The sequence below is a fragment of the Mycobacterium sp. 360MFTsu5.1 genome (assembly GCF_000383495.1).
Taxonomy (GTDB): domain Bacteria; phylum Actinomycetota; class Actinomycetes; order Mycobacteriales; family Mycobacteriaceae; genus Mycobacterium; species Mycobacterium mucogenicum_B.
In genome coordinates this window covers 1-15,165 of sequence record NZ_KB911471.1, presented here as the reverse complement: position 1 = coordinate 15,165, position 15,165 = coordinate 1, and the positions used below count along the sequence as shown (strand labels likewise).

16 protein-coding genes are annotated in these 15,165 nt (G+C 69.3%); 4 read left to right on the top strand and 12 right to left on the bottom strand.

The annotated features are described in order from the left end of the window. The first annotated feature begins 4 nt into the window (after positions 1-4). Together H289_RS0122745 and H289_RS0122740 are read left to right on the top strand one after the other, a co-directional pair. A complete protein-coding gene (locus H289_RS0122745; RefSeq protein ID WP_020103139.1) occupies positions 5-1,234 on the top strand; it encodes a glycosyltransferase family 4 protein in 1,230 nt (409 codons plus the stop codon). Positions 1,235-1,353: 119 nt separating this feature from the next. Beyond that, positions 1,354-2,844: a multicopper oxidase family protein gene (locus H289_RS0122740; protein WP_020103138.1), complete on the top strand. Its 1,491-nt coding sequence runs from the start codon at positions 1,354-1,356 to the stop codon at positions 2,842-2,844. A 1-nt stretch (position 2,845) separates the two neighbouring features. Here H289_RS0122740 and H289_RS0122735 read toward each other — a convergent pair whose 3' ends face one another. Then, positions 2,846-3,583 (bottom strand): acyltransferase, encoded by a 738-nt coding sequence (locus tag H289_RS0122735; protein WP_020103137.1) that lies wholly within the window; start codon positions 3,581-3,583, stop codon positions 2,846-2,848. A 64-nt stretch (positions 3,584-3,647) separates the two neighbouring features. On the opposite strand from H289_RS0122735, the gene H289_RS0122730 reads away from it, so the two are divergent. After that, positions 3,648-4,943, top strand: coding sequence for an outer membrane protein assembly factor BamB (locus H289_RS0122730; protein WP_020103136.1), 1,296 nt, complete (start codon positions 3,648-3,650; stop codon positions 4,941-4,943). 55 nt (positions 4,944-4,998) lie between these two features. On the opposite strand, the gene H289_RS0122725 is transcribed toward H289_RS0122730, so the two are convergent. From H289_RS0122725 to H289_RS33495, 8 genes are all read right to left on the bottom strand, one after another. Then, positions 4,999-5,694, bottom strand: a complete 696-nt coding sequence (locus tag H289_RS0122725) for an esterase (RefSeq protein ID WP_020103135.1) — start codon at positions 5,692-5,694, stop codon at positions 4,999-5,001. 102 nt (positions 5,695-5,796) lie between these two features. Continuing rightward, positions 5,797-7,002, bottom strand: a complete 1,206-nt coding sequence (locus H289_RS0122720; RefSeq protein ID WP_020103134.1) for a THUMP-like domain-containing protein — start codon at positions 7,000-7,002, stop codon at positions 5,797-5,799. Positions 7,003-7,041: 39 nt separating this feature from the next. Next, a complete protein-coding gene (locus H289_RS0122715) occupies positions 7,042-8,067 on the bottom strand; it encodes a class I SAM-dependent methyltransferase (RefSeq protein WP_020665455.1) in 1,026 nt (341 codons plus the stop codon). 70 nt (positions 8,068-8,137) lie between these two features. After that, entirely contained in the window at positions 8,138-8,788 is a 651-nt protein-coding gene (locus H289_RS0122710) for an enoyl-CoA hydratase (protein ID WP_020103131.1), read from the bottom strand. Continuing rightward, the gene (locus tag H289_RS0122705) at positions 8,788-9,588 is read right to left on the bottom strand and encodes an NUDIX hydrolase (RefSeq protein ID WP_020103130.1); all 801 of its coding nucleotides are present in this window, start codon (positions 9,586-9,588) and stop codon (positions 8,788-8,790) included. Before H289_RS0122705 ends, H289_RS0122710 begins: the two co-directional genes overlap by 1 nt. Further along, positions 9,585-10,412, bottom strand: coding sequence for an ABC transporter ATP-binding protein (locus tag H289_RS0122700; protein WP_029105613.1), 828 nt, complete (start codon positions 10,410-10,412; stop codon positions 9,585-9,587). The genes H289_RS0122705 and H289_RS0122700 overlap by 4 nt, the downstream gene beginning before the upstream one ends. Positions 10,413-10,444: 32 nt before the next feature. Next, positions 10,445-11,152 carry a membrane protein YczE gene (gene yczE, locus H289_RS0122695; RefSeq protein WP_020103128.1) on the bottom strand — a complete coding sequence of 236 codons (708 nt, stop codon included), beginning with the start codon at positions 11,150-11,152 and terminating at the stop codon, positions 10,445-10,447. After that, entirely contained in the window at positions 11,152-11,385 is a 234-nt protein-coding gene (locus H289_RS33495) for a hypothetical protein (protein WP_177127380.1), read from the bottom strand. Before H289_RS33495 ends, yczE begins: the two co-directional genes overlap by 1 nt. Here H289_RS33495 and yczR point away from each other — a divergent pair. Continuing rightward, a complete protein-coding gene (gene yczR, locus H289_RS0122685) occupies positions 11,358-12,809 on the top strand; it encodes a MocR-like transcription factor YczR (RefSeq protein ID WP_020103126.1) in 1,452 nt (483 codons plus the stop codon). The two genes, H289_RS33495 and yczR, sit on opposite strands and share 28 nt — an antisense overlap. 18 nt (positions 12,810-12,827) lie before the next feature. Here the strand turns inward: yczR and H289_RS0122680 are convergent, their stop codons facing one another. The 3 genes from H289_RS0122680 to H289_RS0122670 all read right to left on the bottom strand — a co-directional run. After that, positions 12,828-13,139, bottom strand: a complete 312-nt coding sequence (locus H289_RS0122680) for a hypothetical protein (protein ID WP_020103125.1) — start codon at positions 13,137-13,139, stop codon at positions 12,828-12,830. A 94-nt stretch (positions 13,140-13,233) separates the two neighbouring features. Further along, entirely contained in the window at positions 13,234-14,472 is a 1,239-nt protein-coding gene (gene serB / locus H289_RS0122675; protein WP_020103124.1) for a phosphoserine phosphatase SerB, read from the bottom strand. A gap of 60 nt (positions 14,473-14,532) precedes the next feature. Then, positions 14,533-15,165, bottom strand: a 633-nt coding sequence (locus H289_RS0122670; RefSeq protein WP_020103123.1) for a cytochrome c oxidase subunit I, incomplete at its 5' end; no start/stop codon positions are given.

The following is a 15,165-nucleotide window of genomic DNA, read 5'->3' as shown; positions in this document are numbered from 1 at the left end:
AGCGATGAAAATCCTCATGGTCTCGTGGGAGTACCCACCCGTGGTGATCGGTGGCCTCGGACGCCACGTCCACCATCTGGCCGTCGAGCTCGCCGCCCTCGGCCACGAGGTCGTGGTGCTGTGCCGTCGCCCCGCGGACACCGACCCCAGCACGCACCCCACCACCAACGAGGTGCACGAGGGCGTATGGGTGATCTCCGCGGCCCTCGACCCGAACGAGTTCAAATTCGGCACCGACATGATGGCCTGGACACTGGCCATGGGGCACGCCATGATTCGCGCCGGATTGAGCCTGCGCGACTGGACGCCCGACGTCGTGCACGCGCACGACTGGCTGGTCGCCCACCCCGCCGTGACGCTGGCCGAGTTCTTCGACGTGCCGCTGGTCTCCACCATCCACGCCACCGAGGCCGGCCGGCATTCCGGCTGGCTCTCCGGCCCCGTGAGCCGCCAGGTGCACTCGCTGGAATCGTGGCTCGTGCACGAGTCCGACTCATTGATCACCTGCTCGGTGTCCATGGGCGAGGAGATCACCGAGCTGTTCGGACCCGAGCTGCCCGACGTGAGCGTCATCTGCAACGGCATCGACACCGCCGGCTGGCCGTTCGCCATGCGGCGCAAGCACGACGGCCCGGCCGAGCTGCTGTTCGTCGGCCGGCTCGAGTACGAGAAGGGCGTGCACGACGTCATCGCCGCGATGCCGCGCATCCGGCGGACCCACCCGGGCACCACGCTGACCATCGCCGGTGACGGCACGCAGTACGACTGGCTGGTCGAGGAAGCCCGCAAGGCCAAGGTCACCAAGGCCGTGAATTTCGTTGGCCGCGTTGACCATTCCGGGCTGCTCGAGCTGCTGCACCGGGCCGACGCCGCGGTCCTGCCGAGCCACTACGAGCCGTTCGGCATCGTCGCACTGGAAGCCGCCGCGGCCGGCACCCCGCTGGTGACGTCGAACGTCGGCGGGCTCGGCGAAGCGGTGATCAACGGCAAGACGGGCGTCTCCTGTCCGCCGCGCAACGTCGGCGCGCTGGCGTCCGCCGTCCGCAAGGTGCTCGACGACCCCGCGGGCGCGCAGCAGCGCGCCCTGGCCGCGCGCGACCGGTTGAACCACGATTTCTCGTGGCAGACGGTCGCGGCCGAGACCTCGGACGTCTACCTCGCTGCCAAGCGCGGCGAGCGCCTGCCGCACGCGCGTCGTCCCATCGTGGAGCGCCCGCTGCCCGACCGCGGCTGAGTCCGGTCCACCGAAAATCCATAGAACTGTCCCTTTTCCCTGAAAGAGGGACAGTTTTGTGTTGCCCCGCGAGCTGACCACGCTTGACGGATATACCCCCCGGGGGTACAAACGGCAGGGTGTTCACTCGCCGTAGTTTCCTGATCGCCTCTGCCGTCACAGGCGCATCCGCGCTTGCCGGCGTCGCCGCGTGTAGCAAGACGCCGACCGCGGCAGGCGGCGTCGACCAGAAGGCCATCGCCGCCGCCGAGGCCGCCCGCCCGCACACCGGGCGCACCGTCGCGGTGGCACTGCGCCCGCAGCCGGCCACTGTCGACCTGGGCGGCGTCACGGTGCAGACGCTCGCCTACGGCGACCAGGTGCCCGGACCGCTGATCCGCGCGTCGGGGGGCGACGAGTTGTCGGTCCGCGTGTCCAACGGCCTCGACCATGACACGTCGGTGCACTGGCACGGCATCGCGCTGCGCAACGACATGGACGGCGCGGCACCCGCGACACCGAACATCAAGCCCGGCAACGACTTCACATACACGTTCTCGGCCCCGCACGCCGGTACCTACTGGGCGCATCCGCACACCGGTCTGGACGCGGACTACGGGCTGTACCTGCCGGTGGTCATCGACGATCCCGCGGATCGCGGCCGTTACGACGCGGAATGGATTGTGGTCCTTGATGATTGGACCTCGGGTGCCGGTAAGTCACCCCAGCAGATCTACGACGGTCTGCGGGCCATGGCCGGCATGGGACACATGGGCGGCCATGATATGAGCGGCATGGGTGACATGCCCATGGCGACGAGCCCGCTGCTCGGCGGCGACGCCGGCGACGTCAAGTACCCCTACTTCCTCGCCAACGGCCGGATTCCCGCCGCACCAACGGTTTTCAATGCCAAACCGGGTCAGCGCATCCGGCTGCGCATCATCAACGCCGGCGCCGACACCGCGTTCCGGGTGGCGCTGGCCGGCCACCGCATGACGGTCACCCACACCGACGGCTTCCCCGTCGACCCGGTGGACGTGGACGCGCTGCTGCTGGGCATGGGCGAGCGCTACGACGTCATCGTCACGGCAGGCTCCGGCGTCTTCCCGTTGGTGGCAGTGGCCGAAGGCAAGGACAGCGCCGCGCGCGCCATCCTCTCCGCCGGCGCCGGCGCCGCGCCGGACCCCGCTTTCCGCCCGGCGGAGCTGAATCGGAAGGTGGGCACCGTCGCCGACTTCACGGCCACCTCGGCCGTCGACCTCGGACCCATCACGCCGGACGTCACGCTGGCCGCGGAACTCACCGGCTCGATGATGAAGTACGACTGGGGCATCAACGGGCGGGGCTTCGACAACCGCAAGGCCCTGACCATCCGGCAGGGACAGCGCGCCACCATGAGCTTCACCAACTCGACGACCATGTGGCACCCCATGCACCTGCACGGGCACACGTTCCAGGTGCTGCAGCCCGACGGCCGGCGCGGGCCGCGCAAGGACACGCTGATCGTGCTGCCCAAGCAGAAGCTGACCGTCGCCCTCGTCGCCGACAACCCCGGTGAGTGGATGCTGCACTGCCACAACGCCTATCACCAGGAGGCGGGCATGATGACAACTCTCGACTACACGAGCTGAATTACCGGGAGCTCTTCTTGCGCTCGATATCGGCCAAGGCGCGGGCGAGTTCCTCGCGCTCGGCGGCCGAGGTCTCCCAGTCCAGCTTGCGGTTCTTGACCACCTTGGCGGGGGCACCGACCGCGATGGAGAAGTCCGGAATCTCGCCCTTGACCACCGCGTGGGCACCGAGCACGCAGCCGCGGCCGATGCTGGTGTTGCGCAGGATGGTCACCTTGGCGGCGATCCAGGTGTCCGGCCCGATCCGCACCGGGCCCTTGATGATGCCCTGGTCCTTGATCGGCAGCTCCATGCTGTCCATCTTGTGGTCGAAGTCGCAGACGTAGCACCAGTCGGCCATGAGCGCCGACTCGCCGATCTCGATGTCCAGGTAGGTGTTGATGACGTTGTCGCGGCCCAGCACCACCTTGTCGCCGAACCGCAGCGAGCCCTCGTGGCAGCGGATGGTGTTCTTGTCACCGATGTGGACCCAGCGACCGATCTCCATCTGCGCCAGCTCGGGCGTGCACTGGATCTCCACGCCCTTGCCGAGGAACACCATGCCACGCGTGATGATGTGCGGGTTGGCCAGCTTGAACTTGAGCAGCCGGAAGTACCGCACCAGGTACCACGGGGTGTAGGCCTTGTTGTCGAGCACCCACTTCAGCGACTCGCGGGTGAGGAACCGCGCCTGCCGCGGATCGCGCAGCCGCGAACCCCGCCATCGCTTGTGAATCGGTGCGCCCCACATCGTCGTCATGGCCGGAAAGCCTACGCGAGGCGAAATCGGACATTCGCGTGTCTCGGGCTAGTCTCGGGACTCGATGCCTGCACACCGAATCCGCCGCCTCGCCGCCGTTGCTGTTGCGGCGGTCACCCTGACCGTTGCCGGGTGCGGCAACACCGACTCCTGGGTCAAGGCGCACCCGTCGGACGGCTGGCCGGCACAGTACGGCGACGCCGCCAACAGCAGCTTCACCGCGTTGGCCGGGGCAGGCAGCCTGAAGCAGGACTGGGCCCGCTCGGCCAAGGGCAATCTCGGCGCACAGGTGATCCTCGGCTCCGGCAGCTATTTGGCCATCAACGCGCAGTCGTCCAATGGTTGCTCCCTGATGGTGTGGGAAAGCGACCAGCACGGCCGCCAGCGCTGGTGTACCCGGCTGTGGCAGGGCGGCGGCATGTCCAGCCCTCTGTTCGACGGCTTCGACAACATGTACGTCGGCCAGCCCGGCGCGATCATGTCGTTCCCGCCGACGCAGTGGATCCGCTGGCGCCAGCCCGTGATCGGGATGCCGACGACACCGCGCATCCTGTCGCCCGGCCAGCTCCTCGTGGTGACACATCTGGGCCAGGTACTGGTGTTCGACGCCCACCGCGGCCAGACCATCGGCGCCCCGCTGGACCTCGTCAGCGGCGTCGACCCCGCCGACTCGGCGCGCGGCCTGGCCGACTGCCAGCCCGCCAAGGCGGCGTGCCCCATCTCGGCGGCGCCCGCCTACTCCCCTGACACCGACATGGTGGTGCTGGGCCTGTGGCAACCGGGCACCGATGCCCCGGCCCTGGTCGGGCTGCGCTACCACGAGGGCCAGACGCCGCTGCTGACCCGCGAATGGAGCAGCACGGCGGTCGGCGGCGGCCCCATCGCCAGCCCGGTGCTGTCCGCCGACGGCAAGACCGTCTACGTCAACGGCCGCGATCAGCACCTCTGGGCGGTCAACTCCGCCGACGGCAAGGCCAAGTGGTCGGTCAACCTCGGGTTCCAGCCGCAGACGCCGCCATCGGTGACGCCGGACGGTCTGGTGGTCGCCGGCGGCGGGCCACAGACCAAGCTCACCGCGGTCAAGGACAAGGGCGACAAGGGCGAGGTGGCGTGGACGCGTGCCGACGTCGAGCCGCTGACGACGGCCACGCGCGCCGGCACCGACGTCGGGTACGTCGTGGTCCGCGACGGTCAGGCCGGCCAGGCGTTGGTGGTCTTCTCCCCCGCCGACGGCCACACCGTGAACAGCTATCCGCTGCCGGGCGCCACGGGCTGGCCCGTCGGGGTGTCCGTCGGGCACGACAAGCGCGTCATCACCGCGACGAGCGACGGCCAGGTCTACGCGTTCGCCCCAGCCTGAACAGGGATTTGTGCACGATTTTCCGCGGCAACCGCGGAAAATCGTGCACGAATCACTAGGCGAGCATGGCCTCGATCGGGGCGCGCGGCACCGTCACCTGCACCGCGCCGGCGGATTCCGGTAGCACCTGTCCCTGGCTGAAGAAGAAGATCAGCGAGTCGTTGGTGATCGCGAAGTTCTGGTAGGTCTCGGGGTCCAGCCCGGCTGCCGGCGGCATCAGCACCGGCTGTGCGGACTGGCGGATCAGCTCGCCCTGAATCAGCGGCAGGATCACCGGAAAGGGTTGTGCGCCAGGCGCGAACAGGTTCTCGATGGTGATCGGCCTGCGCTGGACCAGGTCCCACGTGAACGTCTTGTAGAAGGTCTGCGGATGCGCACCGCCGACATCCTGGAACGTCTTGAACACGACCGACTGGGTGTTACGGGGCGGGATCGCCGCGGTGTACTGCGTCGCGGTGGTATCCAGCTCGTATGAGGTCTCGTGCGGTCCGGGCATCTTCGCGACGTTGACGTATCCGTCGCGCGTCTGCGTGATGTAGTCGACCACGGCCTGCTGATCCGGGTAGTCGATGGGATAGCTGATGTTGAGCGCGTAGCCGCGGGTGGTGTCCCGAATCTGACACATCCGCGAGCCGTCGACGACACCGCCCAGCTCCGGGCATTTCGCCGGGGTCGCGGCCGCAAGAGGCGTGCCGAGCAAACCGACCGCCCCTGAAGCAGCGATCACTGCGGCGAGTGCGGGAAGGCGCATCTGGTGAATCCTCCGGGGATCAAGAAATGGCGGCACGTCGCCGCCGGTTCCAGCGTACCTGTCGGCCCTACCCGTCCCGGGCATGAACTGCGACCAGGTGATTCAGCGCGACGGCCGGCAAATGAACGCCGTCGGCCGGGCGGCGGCCCCGGCACCGATGCGCGTGATCACCACGGAGAGCTGCCCACCCGACCGCTGCAGCTTCAGCTTGGCGCGCAACGCATCCGGGTCGACGTCGACGCCGCGCACCAGGATTTCGACGGCCGACGCCCCGTGCGCGGACAGCGCCTGCCGGAGCCGCTTCTCGTTGTAGGCGATCTGCTCGATTACTTCGAAACCCCTTGTACCGCTGGGCAACTCGTCGCCGGACAGATACGCGATCGCCGGGTCGAGCTGCCACAGGCCGTGCCGCGCCGCATAGTGGCGCACCAGACCGGCCCGAACCACCGCGCCGTCGGGGTCGACGATCCACCGCCCCGCCGGCCCCGATGGACAGTCATCCGGATCGGCATCGGTGAATTCCTCGGCCACCTGGCCGGTCTTGTCGAGCACCGTGGCCCGGCGCGTGACGCCGGACGGGGCCAGCCCCGGTGACCACAGACAGGCCTCCCGGACACTGCCGGCCAGCGACGTGATCTGCACCTCGCCGCGAAATCCCAGCTCGGCCAGCTGGCCGAAATCGACGCCGGGTGCGCATTTCACCACCAGATCGCGGCCCCGGTAGACCTCGAGCAACTCGTCCAGCGGCGGGGCGTAGTCGCGGGGATCGAACTTGCGGCGGCCCGAACTGCGCCGCGCCGGGTCGACGACCACCACCGTGTCCCGCGTGATCGGGCGGAGCGCGTCCGCACGGCACAGCAGCGCCCGGTCGCCCACGTTGTGCCGCGCCATCGCCAGCCGGACCGCGTCGAGATCGCTGCCGACGAGGCGGGGCGCGGAATCACCCGAATTGCTCAGGGCGGCAAGTTCTGTCCCGACGGAACACGTCGCATCGTGCACGACGCGACCGGACAACCGCCGCGCCCGATGAACGGCGACGGCCCCGGCCGTGGCCTGCTGCAGTGCCTCGTCGGTGAACAGCCAGCCGGCGACGTCGCCGAGCTCGGCCAGTTTGGCGACGGCCCGGCGACGCAGCAGCACCGTCTCGACCAGCACGGCCGCACGGTCACCGAAACGCGAACGCGCCCAAGCGATGTCGGATACCCGGTGGGCATCGGTCAGTGGCCGGGCAGCCACCTCGGCGAGCGCCTCCTGACCGGCTCCGGTCAGGTAGGCGACATCGTCGAGCGTGAAGGCATAGCCGCTCACGTCAGAGCGTCAGGAGCGTCGGGTCCGCCGAGGACACCGTCAGGACGGCTTGACCCCGGTGATCATCACGTTGTAGAACCAGCCCTTCGGCACGACGCGGCGCCACACGTTGGCGTCGAACCAGCTCAGCGTGGTCCAGCCGCCGAAGGCGAACTTGGCCCACTTGAAGCCGAGCTTGCCCGGGGGCACCGTCGACTCGAAGGTCCGCACCGGCCAGCCCAGCATGGCGGCGGTGAATTCCTCACTGGCGGTGGCGACTTCGACCGCACCGGCGTTGGTGGCCATGCGCTCCAGGTCGGCGGGCTCGAACGTGTGCAGGTCGACGATCCACTCGAGCGCGGCGGCGCGCGAGTTCTCGTCGAGCTCCTCCTGCGGCCGGCGCCAGGATTCCAGGCCCGGCAGCTTCATGGCCGCGACGGTGGTCTTCCACGTCAGGTCGGCCAGGCGGCGGGCGTAGAAGTTACCGACCGTGGTGGGCTCGCCGGCGAAGATGAAGCGGCCGCCCGGCTTGAGCACGCGGACGACCTCACGCAGCGACAGCTCCACGTCGGGGATGTGATGCAGCACCGCGTGTCCGACGACGAGGTCGAAGGTGTTGTCCTCGTAGGGGATTCCCTCCGCATCGGCGACGCGGCCGTCGATGTCCAGACCGAGGGCCTTGCCGTTGCGGGTGGCCACCTTGACCATGCCCGGGGACAGGTCGGTCACCGAGCCGCGGCGGGCGACGCCGGCCTGGATCAGGTTCAGCAGGAAGAAGCCGGTGCCACAGCCGAGCTCGAGGGCACGGTCATACGGCAGCTGACGCTGGACCTCGTCGGGGACGATGGCGTCGAAGCGACCGCGCGCGTAGTCGATGCACCGCTGGTCGTACGAGATCGACCACTTGTCGTCGTAGCTCTCGGCTTCCCAGTCGTGGTACAGGATCTGCGCCAGCTTGGTGTCGTGGCGGGCCGCCTCGACCTGCTCGGCCGTCGCGTGCGGGTTGGGGGCCTGGTCAACTACCTCGGATACCTGGGCGGCAGCGTCGGCTGCGGCGACCTCGGACGTCTGGTCGGTACTCGTCATGCAGGTCAGCCTAACTGCCCCGTCACCGGGAGTTCACATCCACGGTTCTGTTCACCCGCTGAGCACGGGTTCAGCGAACCGCGAACGCCGCCTTTGCTGTGGCCAGCGCCTCGGGCGACGCGTCCAGGAACCTGCGCGCCCACTTCTGCGCCTCGTCGTAGACGTGGTCCGGCGCCACGAGTTGGTCGACCAGACCCAGGGCCACCGCTTCCTCGGCACCGGCGAACCGGCCGCTGAACACCAGGTCCTTGGCCCGGCTGTCGCCGACGGCCGCCGCCAACCGCGCCGCGGCGCCCTCGGCCGGTGCCCGGCCCGACAGGATCTCCGTCGACCCCACCTTCACGTTGTCACCGCTGATCCGCCAGTCGGCCGCCAGGGCCAGCGTCAGGCCGCTGCCCAGCGCGTAGCCGGTGACGGCCGCGACAGTGGGCCGCGGAATGGCGGCGACGGCGTCGACCGCGGCGCGGCACACCGCGCCCGCGACGCGGGCTTCGGCAGCGTCGAGGGTGCTGGTCTCGTGGTCGTCGTCACCGGTACAGAAGACCTCGTGGCCGCCGTACACGATGACGGCGGTGACGTCGGACCGCTGGCCCAGCTCCTCGGCGGCCGCGGTGACCTCTCGGCACATCTGGCGGGTCAGCGCATTGCGCGGTGGCCTGGCCAGGAGCAGGGTCCCGATGCCGTCGGTGACGTGGAGTTGGACGAACTCGCCGATGTCCATCACTGCGCCCTGCCGGCGCGGGCCGCCTTGTATCGCTCGGCATCGAAGAACTCGATGTCCCATGTGCCCTCGCCCATGGTGAGCACCGGTTCGATCGGCTCGATCTTCCGCTCGTCCTTGAGCAACTGACCGACCGTGCGGCCGTCCAGCGAGCTCAGTTGCGTCCACGTGGGCGGCAGCAGGAACGAATGCCCCTGCGCGAACTCCTCCAGTGCGGCCGCGGGCGTACGCCAGGCGACGTGGTCGCTCTCGGTGTTGTTGCCGTCGGCGCGCTGGCCGGCCGGCAGGGCACCGACGAAGAAGAACGTGTCGTAGCGGCGGGTGCGTTCCTCTTTGGGGGTGATCCAGTTGGCCCACGGCCACAACAGGTCCGCACGCAGCACCAGCTTCTCGCGGGCCAGAAACTCCCCGAACGACAGTTCACGGCTTTCCAGCGCGGCCCGGGATTCGTGGTAGACGGTCGCGTCGGAGACGATGCCGTCCGGGTCGTCGGCCGGCCCGGCGAACAGCACGCCGGACTCCTCGAAGGTCTCGCGAGCGGCGGCGCACACCAGTGCGCCGGCCAACACGGGGTCGACGCCGAACTTCTCGGCCCACCAGGTGCGGTCGGGTCCGGTCCACGCGATGTCGGCGTCGCGGTCGCGCTCGTCGACCCCGCCGCCGGGGAAGACCGTCATGCCGCCGGCGAAGGCCATCGACATGGTGCGACGCATGAGGAAGACCTCGATGCCGGGCGCGCCGTCGCGCACCAGCATCACGGTCGCGGCCGGCCTGGGATGCAGCGGGTCGAGTTCGGTCATAAACGCCTCCTGTGCGCCGCGCGACTGCGGGTACGACGGGCGAAGTACCGCCCGTCGATGTACTCCAGGGCGATCGACTGACCGAAGGCCTGGGAGAGATTCTCGGACGTGAGCACCTCGGGCAGCAGCCCCGAGGCGATCGCCTGCCCCTCGGAGAGCAGCAGGCAGTGCGTGAAGCCCTCCGGGATTTCCTCGACGTGGTGCGTGACCAGGACGGAGGCGGGTGCGTCGGCGTCGGCGGCCAGATCAGCCAACCGGGCCACCAGTTCTTCCCGCCCGCCGAGGTCCAGTCCGGCCGCCGGCTCGTCGAGCAGCAGCAGCTCCGGGTCGGTCATGAGCGACCGGGCGATCAGCACCCGCTTGCGCTCACCCTCGGACAGCGTGCCGTAACGGCGGTCGGCGAGGTGTTCGGCGCCGATGCTCTCCAAGGTGTCCAGCGCGCGGTTGTAGTCGACGTCGTCGTACTGTTCGCGCCACCGGCCCAGCACGGCATAACCGGCGGAGACCACGAGGTCCCGCACCACTTCGTCGTCGGGTATCCGCTGTGCCAGCGCCGAACTGCTGAGCCCGATCCGCGACCGCAGCTCGGACATGTCGGTGCGGCCCAGCCGCTCGCCGAGGACGAACGCCGTGCCCGACGACGGATGCTCGACGGCGGCCGCCATGCGCAGCAGCGACGTCTTGCCCGCGCCGTTGGGACCGAGGACGACCCAGCGCTCATCGAGTTCCACCGACCAATCGATCGGGCCGACCAGGGTGGCACCGCCGCGGCGCAGTGTGACGGCCGAGAATTCGATCAGGAGGTCGCCATCGACGGAGTCGATAAATTGGTCCGAGTCGGGCGGGACTTCTGGCCTTACGAGGTTGTCGTTGAGGGCGCCGGGCACTCGCTCATCGTAGCCACGGCCGGTTCAGCTGCCCGGTCCCCCACCACGTGCGCCCATCCGCTGGCCGCGAGCCACCGGGTCGGGGTGCACCGCAGCACCAGTTGCACCAGCGGCCCAATCCCCAAGGCGTACACGACGGTTCCGACGCCGACGGTGCCACCCAGCAGCCAGCCGGTGGCCAGCACCGTCACCTCGATGCCGGTGCGGACCAGCCGCACCGACCATCCGGTCCGGGCCACCAGCCCGGTCATCAGGCCGTCGCGTGGGCCCGGCCCCATCCCGGCACCGATGTACATCACCGTGCTCACGGCGTTGAGCACCACGGCGCCGACCATCATCGCGGTGCGCACCGGCAGCGTCGTCGGCTGCGGCAGCACCATCAGGGCGGCGTCGACCACGACGGAGATGACGATGACGTTCGCGACGGTGCCGACGCCCGGCCGGTTCCGCAGCGGGATCCAGCCCAGCAGCACCACGACACCGACGAGCGCCGTGGCGCCGCCGATGGTCAGCCCGGTGTGCTTGGCCAGGCCCTGGTGGAAGACGTCCCACGGATCCAGGCCCAGGCCGGCCCGCACGAACAGCGCCATCGACAGGCCGTAGCCGCTCAGCCCCGCCAGCAGCAGCACCGAGCGGATTGTCAGGCCGGCCCCACTGACGCGTTTGCCCGCTGCCATCACCGGTGGTCCTGGAAGCGAGCGCGGATGGCGTCCAGTTCGTGACGCACCCGGGCGGCATCCAGATCACGGACATCGGCGCGGTTGTCGCGCCTCGACCGGGTGCGCTTCTCAGCCAGTTTTGATAGCCAGTTCGTTCGCATGACACCAGTTTTCCGGCCAACTGGCTTGCCATTCAATAGCCAGTTGACCGATACTGGCTTCAATGTCGATCGAGATGTCAGCCAGATCACTTGACGAAGTCCTTCTGGCACGCGAATTGGGCAACTGGCGCACGTCCAGCCTCAGTGGCCCCGCCTATCTGGGCCTGGCCGACGCCATCCGCCTGCTCATCGTCGACGGCCGGCTCCCCGTCGGCGCCCGGTATCCCAGCGAACGCGCGCTGGCCGACGCCCTGCGGGTCTCCCGTACCACCGTCACCGCGGCCTATGCCCAGCTGCGCGAGGACGGCTACCTCAACGCCCGCCGCGGCGCCCGCAGCACCACGGCCCTGCCGCCCACGGCGCTCACGGCCAGTCCGGCACCCATCGTCAGAACCGGCACGCTGAGCCTGGCCGACGCCGCGCCCTCCGCGCCGGCGGCCGCCACCCTCGAGGCGTTCGCGCGCGCCGCCCAGCGCGTGGCGCCACATCTGCACGACCTCGGCATCGAACTCACCGGCGTCGCCGAGCTTCGCCGGGCCATCGCCGAAAGATATTGCGCCAGAGGTCTTCCCACCGATCCGGACGAGATCATGGTGACCACCGGGGCGCTCCACGCGATCAATCTCGTGCTGGCCACCTACGCCCGCCCGGGCGACCGCGTGCTGATCGAACAGCCGACGTACCACGGCGCCATCTCGCTCATCGCGGCCTCCGGCGCCCGGCCGGTGCCCGTCAGCATGGCCGAAGACGGCTGGGAACTGGATGCCGTGCAGGCCGCCATGCGGCAACTGGCCCCCACCCTGGCCTATCTGATCGTCGACAACCACAACCCGACCGGGCTGAGCCTGCCGGCCGCGGGGCGCGAGCGCCTCGCCCGGATCATCGCCGAGACCCGGACCCGCACCATCATCGACGAAACCATCTGCGACATCTGGCTGGACGATCCGCTGCCCCCGCCGCTGGCCTCCTACCTGGAGAGCCGCCGCGACCTGGTGATCACCGTCGGCTCGATGTCGAAGTCGTTCTGGGGTGGCCTGCGGGTCGGCTGGATTCGCGCCGAACGGTCCACCCTGGCCGCCATCGCCGCGGTGCGGCCGACCATCGACCTCGGCACCGCGATCGTCGAACAACTGGCGTCGGCCGACCTGCTCCGGCAGGCCGACACCGTCCTGCCCGCCCGTCGCGACATGTTGCGCGCCCGGCGTGAGCTGGTGAGTTCGCTTCTGCAGGAACAACTCCCGGACTGGACGGCCAGCCCGTGCCACGGCGGCATGTCGATGTGGATGCGGCTGCCCGCACCCATGAGTTCAGCACTGTCCGCCGCGGCTTCTCGGATGGGCCTCGTCATCCCCGCCGGGCCACGCTTCGGGGTCGACGGCACGCTGGAGCGCTTCATCCGCGTGCCCTTCACCCAGCCCGAGGAGCGCCTGCACCAGTCGGTCGCGGTGCTGGCTCAGGCGTGGCGCGGCGTCACCGGCGTGGGTACGCCGGACGCTCACGCCCTCGTCGTCTGAGGTGGGCTGAAGCGAGACTTACTGCTGGCTCTGGATCAGGCCGATGCAGGTGCCGATGTGCTCGGGCGTGCAGGGAATGCCGTTGACCGTCTGCAGGCCGCCGACCGACTGGGTGATCTGCGCGCCCGTCCCGCTGTTGGACGTCTGCGGCGGCACCGCCTGCGGGCCGCTGCCATTCGCCGTGCCCTTGACGCACACGCCTTCGAAGTGGCTCGGCACGGTCCCCCAGGGGCACGCGTAGGCGGGCGCGGCCGCCGTCACCGATACGACCGACAAGGGGCCGGCGACCAACGCGACAGCACTCACACCAACCAGAACCGCACGCTTCATGTCACCATCTCCCACACGCTTACGCAGCAAATCAATATCAATAGTCACCACTGTAACGCGACAGCGGTCCCGGCGTGCCCTCGCCAGGGAATCCCTAGGGAATGTCCACCCGACGCACCACACCGTCGACGGCGTCGGCGGCCTCGATCTCGCCACGCGTGATGCCCAGGATGAACAGCACAGTGTCCAGATACGGGTGGTTCAGCGAGGCGTCGGCAACGGCCCGCAGCGCGGGCTTGGCGTTGAACGCGACGCCGAGGCCGGCCGCCGACAACATGTCGATGTCGTTGGCGCCGTCGCCGACCGCGACGGTCTGCTCCATGGGCACACCGGCCTGGTTGGCGAAGTCGCGCAGCGCCTTGGCCTTGCCCGGGCGGTCGACGATGGGGCCGGTCACCCGGCCGGTCAGCTTGCCGTCGACGATCTCGAGGTGGTTGGCCGCCACGAAGTCGAGCATCAGTTCCTCGGCCAGCGGCTCGATCACCTGACGGAACCCACCGGACACCACACCGCAGTGGTATCCCAGCCGGCGCAGCGTGCGCAGCGTGGTGCGGGCGCCCGGCGTCAGCTCGATCTGGTCGGCGACCTCGTCGACCACCTCGGCAGGCAGGCCGGCGAGCGTGGCCACCCGCTCCCGCAGCGACTCCTCGAAGTCCAGTTCGCCGCGCATGGCGGCTTCGGTGATGGCCGCGACCTTCGCCTCGGCGCCGGCGCGCGCCGCCAGCATCTCGATGACCTCGCCCTGGATCAGCGTCGAGTCGACGTCGAACACGATGAGCCGCTTGGCCCGCCGGGCCAGGCTGTAGTCCTCGAGCGCGATGTCGACACCCTCGTCGACCGCGACACGGGCCAGCGCGGTCTGCAGCTGCGCGTAGGCGCCGCCCACCTGCGGCACCGACACCCGCAGCTCCAGACCCGTCACCGGGTAGTCGGAGACGCCACGGATGAAGTCGATGTTGACCCCGAGCGCCGCCACCTCGCGGGCGACGACGGTGAAGGCCTCGGCGGTGATGGGCCGGCCCAGCACCACGATGGTGTGGGTCGACGGTTCGGTCAGGACGGGCTGGTCGTCACTACTGTCGATCGACACGTCGAGCCCCAGCTCGCCGATGGCCTGCTGCACGTCGGCGCGCAATACGTCGCTCGCCACCTCGGCCGGCACCGCGACCAGGACGCCGAGCGTCAGGCGGCCACGGATCACCACCTGCTCGACGTTCAACAGCTCGATGTTGTGCCGCGACAGCACGCCGAACAGCGTCGACGTCACACCCGGCTGGTCCAATCCGGTGACGGTGATCAGCACCGACCCGTTTGAGTTGCTTTCCTGCGTCATCCGTTAGGTCCCCTAACGCAGAACCGCCCGCGCCTTAGGCGCGGGCGGGTCGGCTGATTTCTAGTGGTGCGATCGACCGATGTGCGCTTCGGCACGCATCCGCTCGACCATGTGCGGGTAGTGCAGCTCGAACGCCGGCCGCTCCGAACGGATGCGGGGCAGCTCGGTGAAGTTGTGCCGCGGCGGCGGGCAGCTGGTGGCCCACTCCAGGGAGTTGCCGTAGCCCCACGGGTCGTCGACGACGACGGGCTCGCCGTAACGCCAGCTCTTGAACACGTTCCACACGAAGGGCAGGGTGGACAGTCCGAGGATGAAGGCCCCGATGGTGGATATGACGTTCAGCGTGGTGAAGCCGTCGGAGGGCAGGTAGTCGGCGTACCGGCGCGGCATGCCCTCGTCACCGACCCAGTGCTGGACCAGGAAGGTGGTGTGGAAACCGATGAAGGTCAGCCAGAAGTGCAGCTTGCCCAGACGCTCGTCGAGCAGACGGCCCGTCATCTTCGGGAACCAGAAGTAGATGCCCGCGTAGGTGGCGAACACGATGGTGCCGAACAGCACGTAGTGGAAGTGCGCGATGACGAAGTAGCTGTCCGTCACGTGGAAGTCCAGCGGCGGGCTGGCCAGCAGCACGCCCGACAGACCACCGAGCAGGAAGGTGATCAGGAAGCCGACCGAGAACAGCATCGGCGTCTC

What these genes read in the sequence shown, in the direction of transcription:
- H289_RS0122715 (WP_020665455.1), bottom strand. Translation starts at nt 8,067, where the DNA reads ATGACGAGTACCGACCAGACGTCCGAGGTCGCCGCAGCCGACGCTGCC.
- H289_RS0122710 (WP_020103131.1), bottom strand. Translation starts at nt 8,788, where the DNA reads ATGGACATCGGCGAGTTCGTCCAACTCCACGTCACCGACGGCATCGGG.
- serB (WP_020103124.1), bottom strand. Translation starts at nt 14,472, where the DNA reads ATGACGCAGGAAAGCAACTCAAACGGGTCGGTGCTGATCACCGTCACC.
- H289_RS0122705 (WP_020103130.1), bottom strand. Translation starts at nt 9,588, where the DNA reads ATGACCGAACTCGACCCGCTGCATCCCAGGCCGGCCGCGACCGTGATG.
- yczR (WP_020103126.1), top strand. Translation starts at nt 11,358, where the DNA reads ATGTCGATCGAGATGTCAGCCAGATCACTTGACGAAGTCCTTCTGGCA.
- H289_RS0122725 (WP_020103135.1), bottom strand. Translation starts at nt 5,694, where the DNA reads ATGCGCCTTCCCGCACTCGCCGCAGTGATCGCTGCTTCAGGGGCGGTC.
- H289_RS0122680 (WP_020103125.1), bottom strand. Translation starts at nt 13,139, where the DNA reads ATGAAGCGTGCGGTTCTGGTTGGTGTGAGTGCTGTCGCGTTGGTCGCC.
- H289_RS0122745 (WP_020103139.1), top strand. Translation starts at nt 5, where the DNA reads ATGAAAATCCTCATGGTCTCGTGGGAGTACCCACCCGTGGTGATCGGT.
- yczE (WP_020103128.1), bottom strand. Translation starts at nt 11,152, where the DNA reads ATGGCAGCGGGCAAACGCGTCAGTGGGGCCGGCCTGACAATCCGCTCG.
- H289_RS0122730 (WP_020103136.1), top strand. Translation starts at nt 3,648, where the DNA reads ATGCCTGCACACCGAATCCGCCGCCTCGCCGCCGTTGCTGTTGCGGCG.
- H289_RS0122735 (WP_020103137.1), bottom strand. Translation starts at nt 3,583, where the DNA reads ATGACGACGATGTGGGGCGCACCGATTCACAAGCGATGGCGGGGTTCG.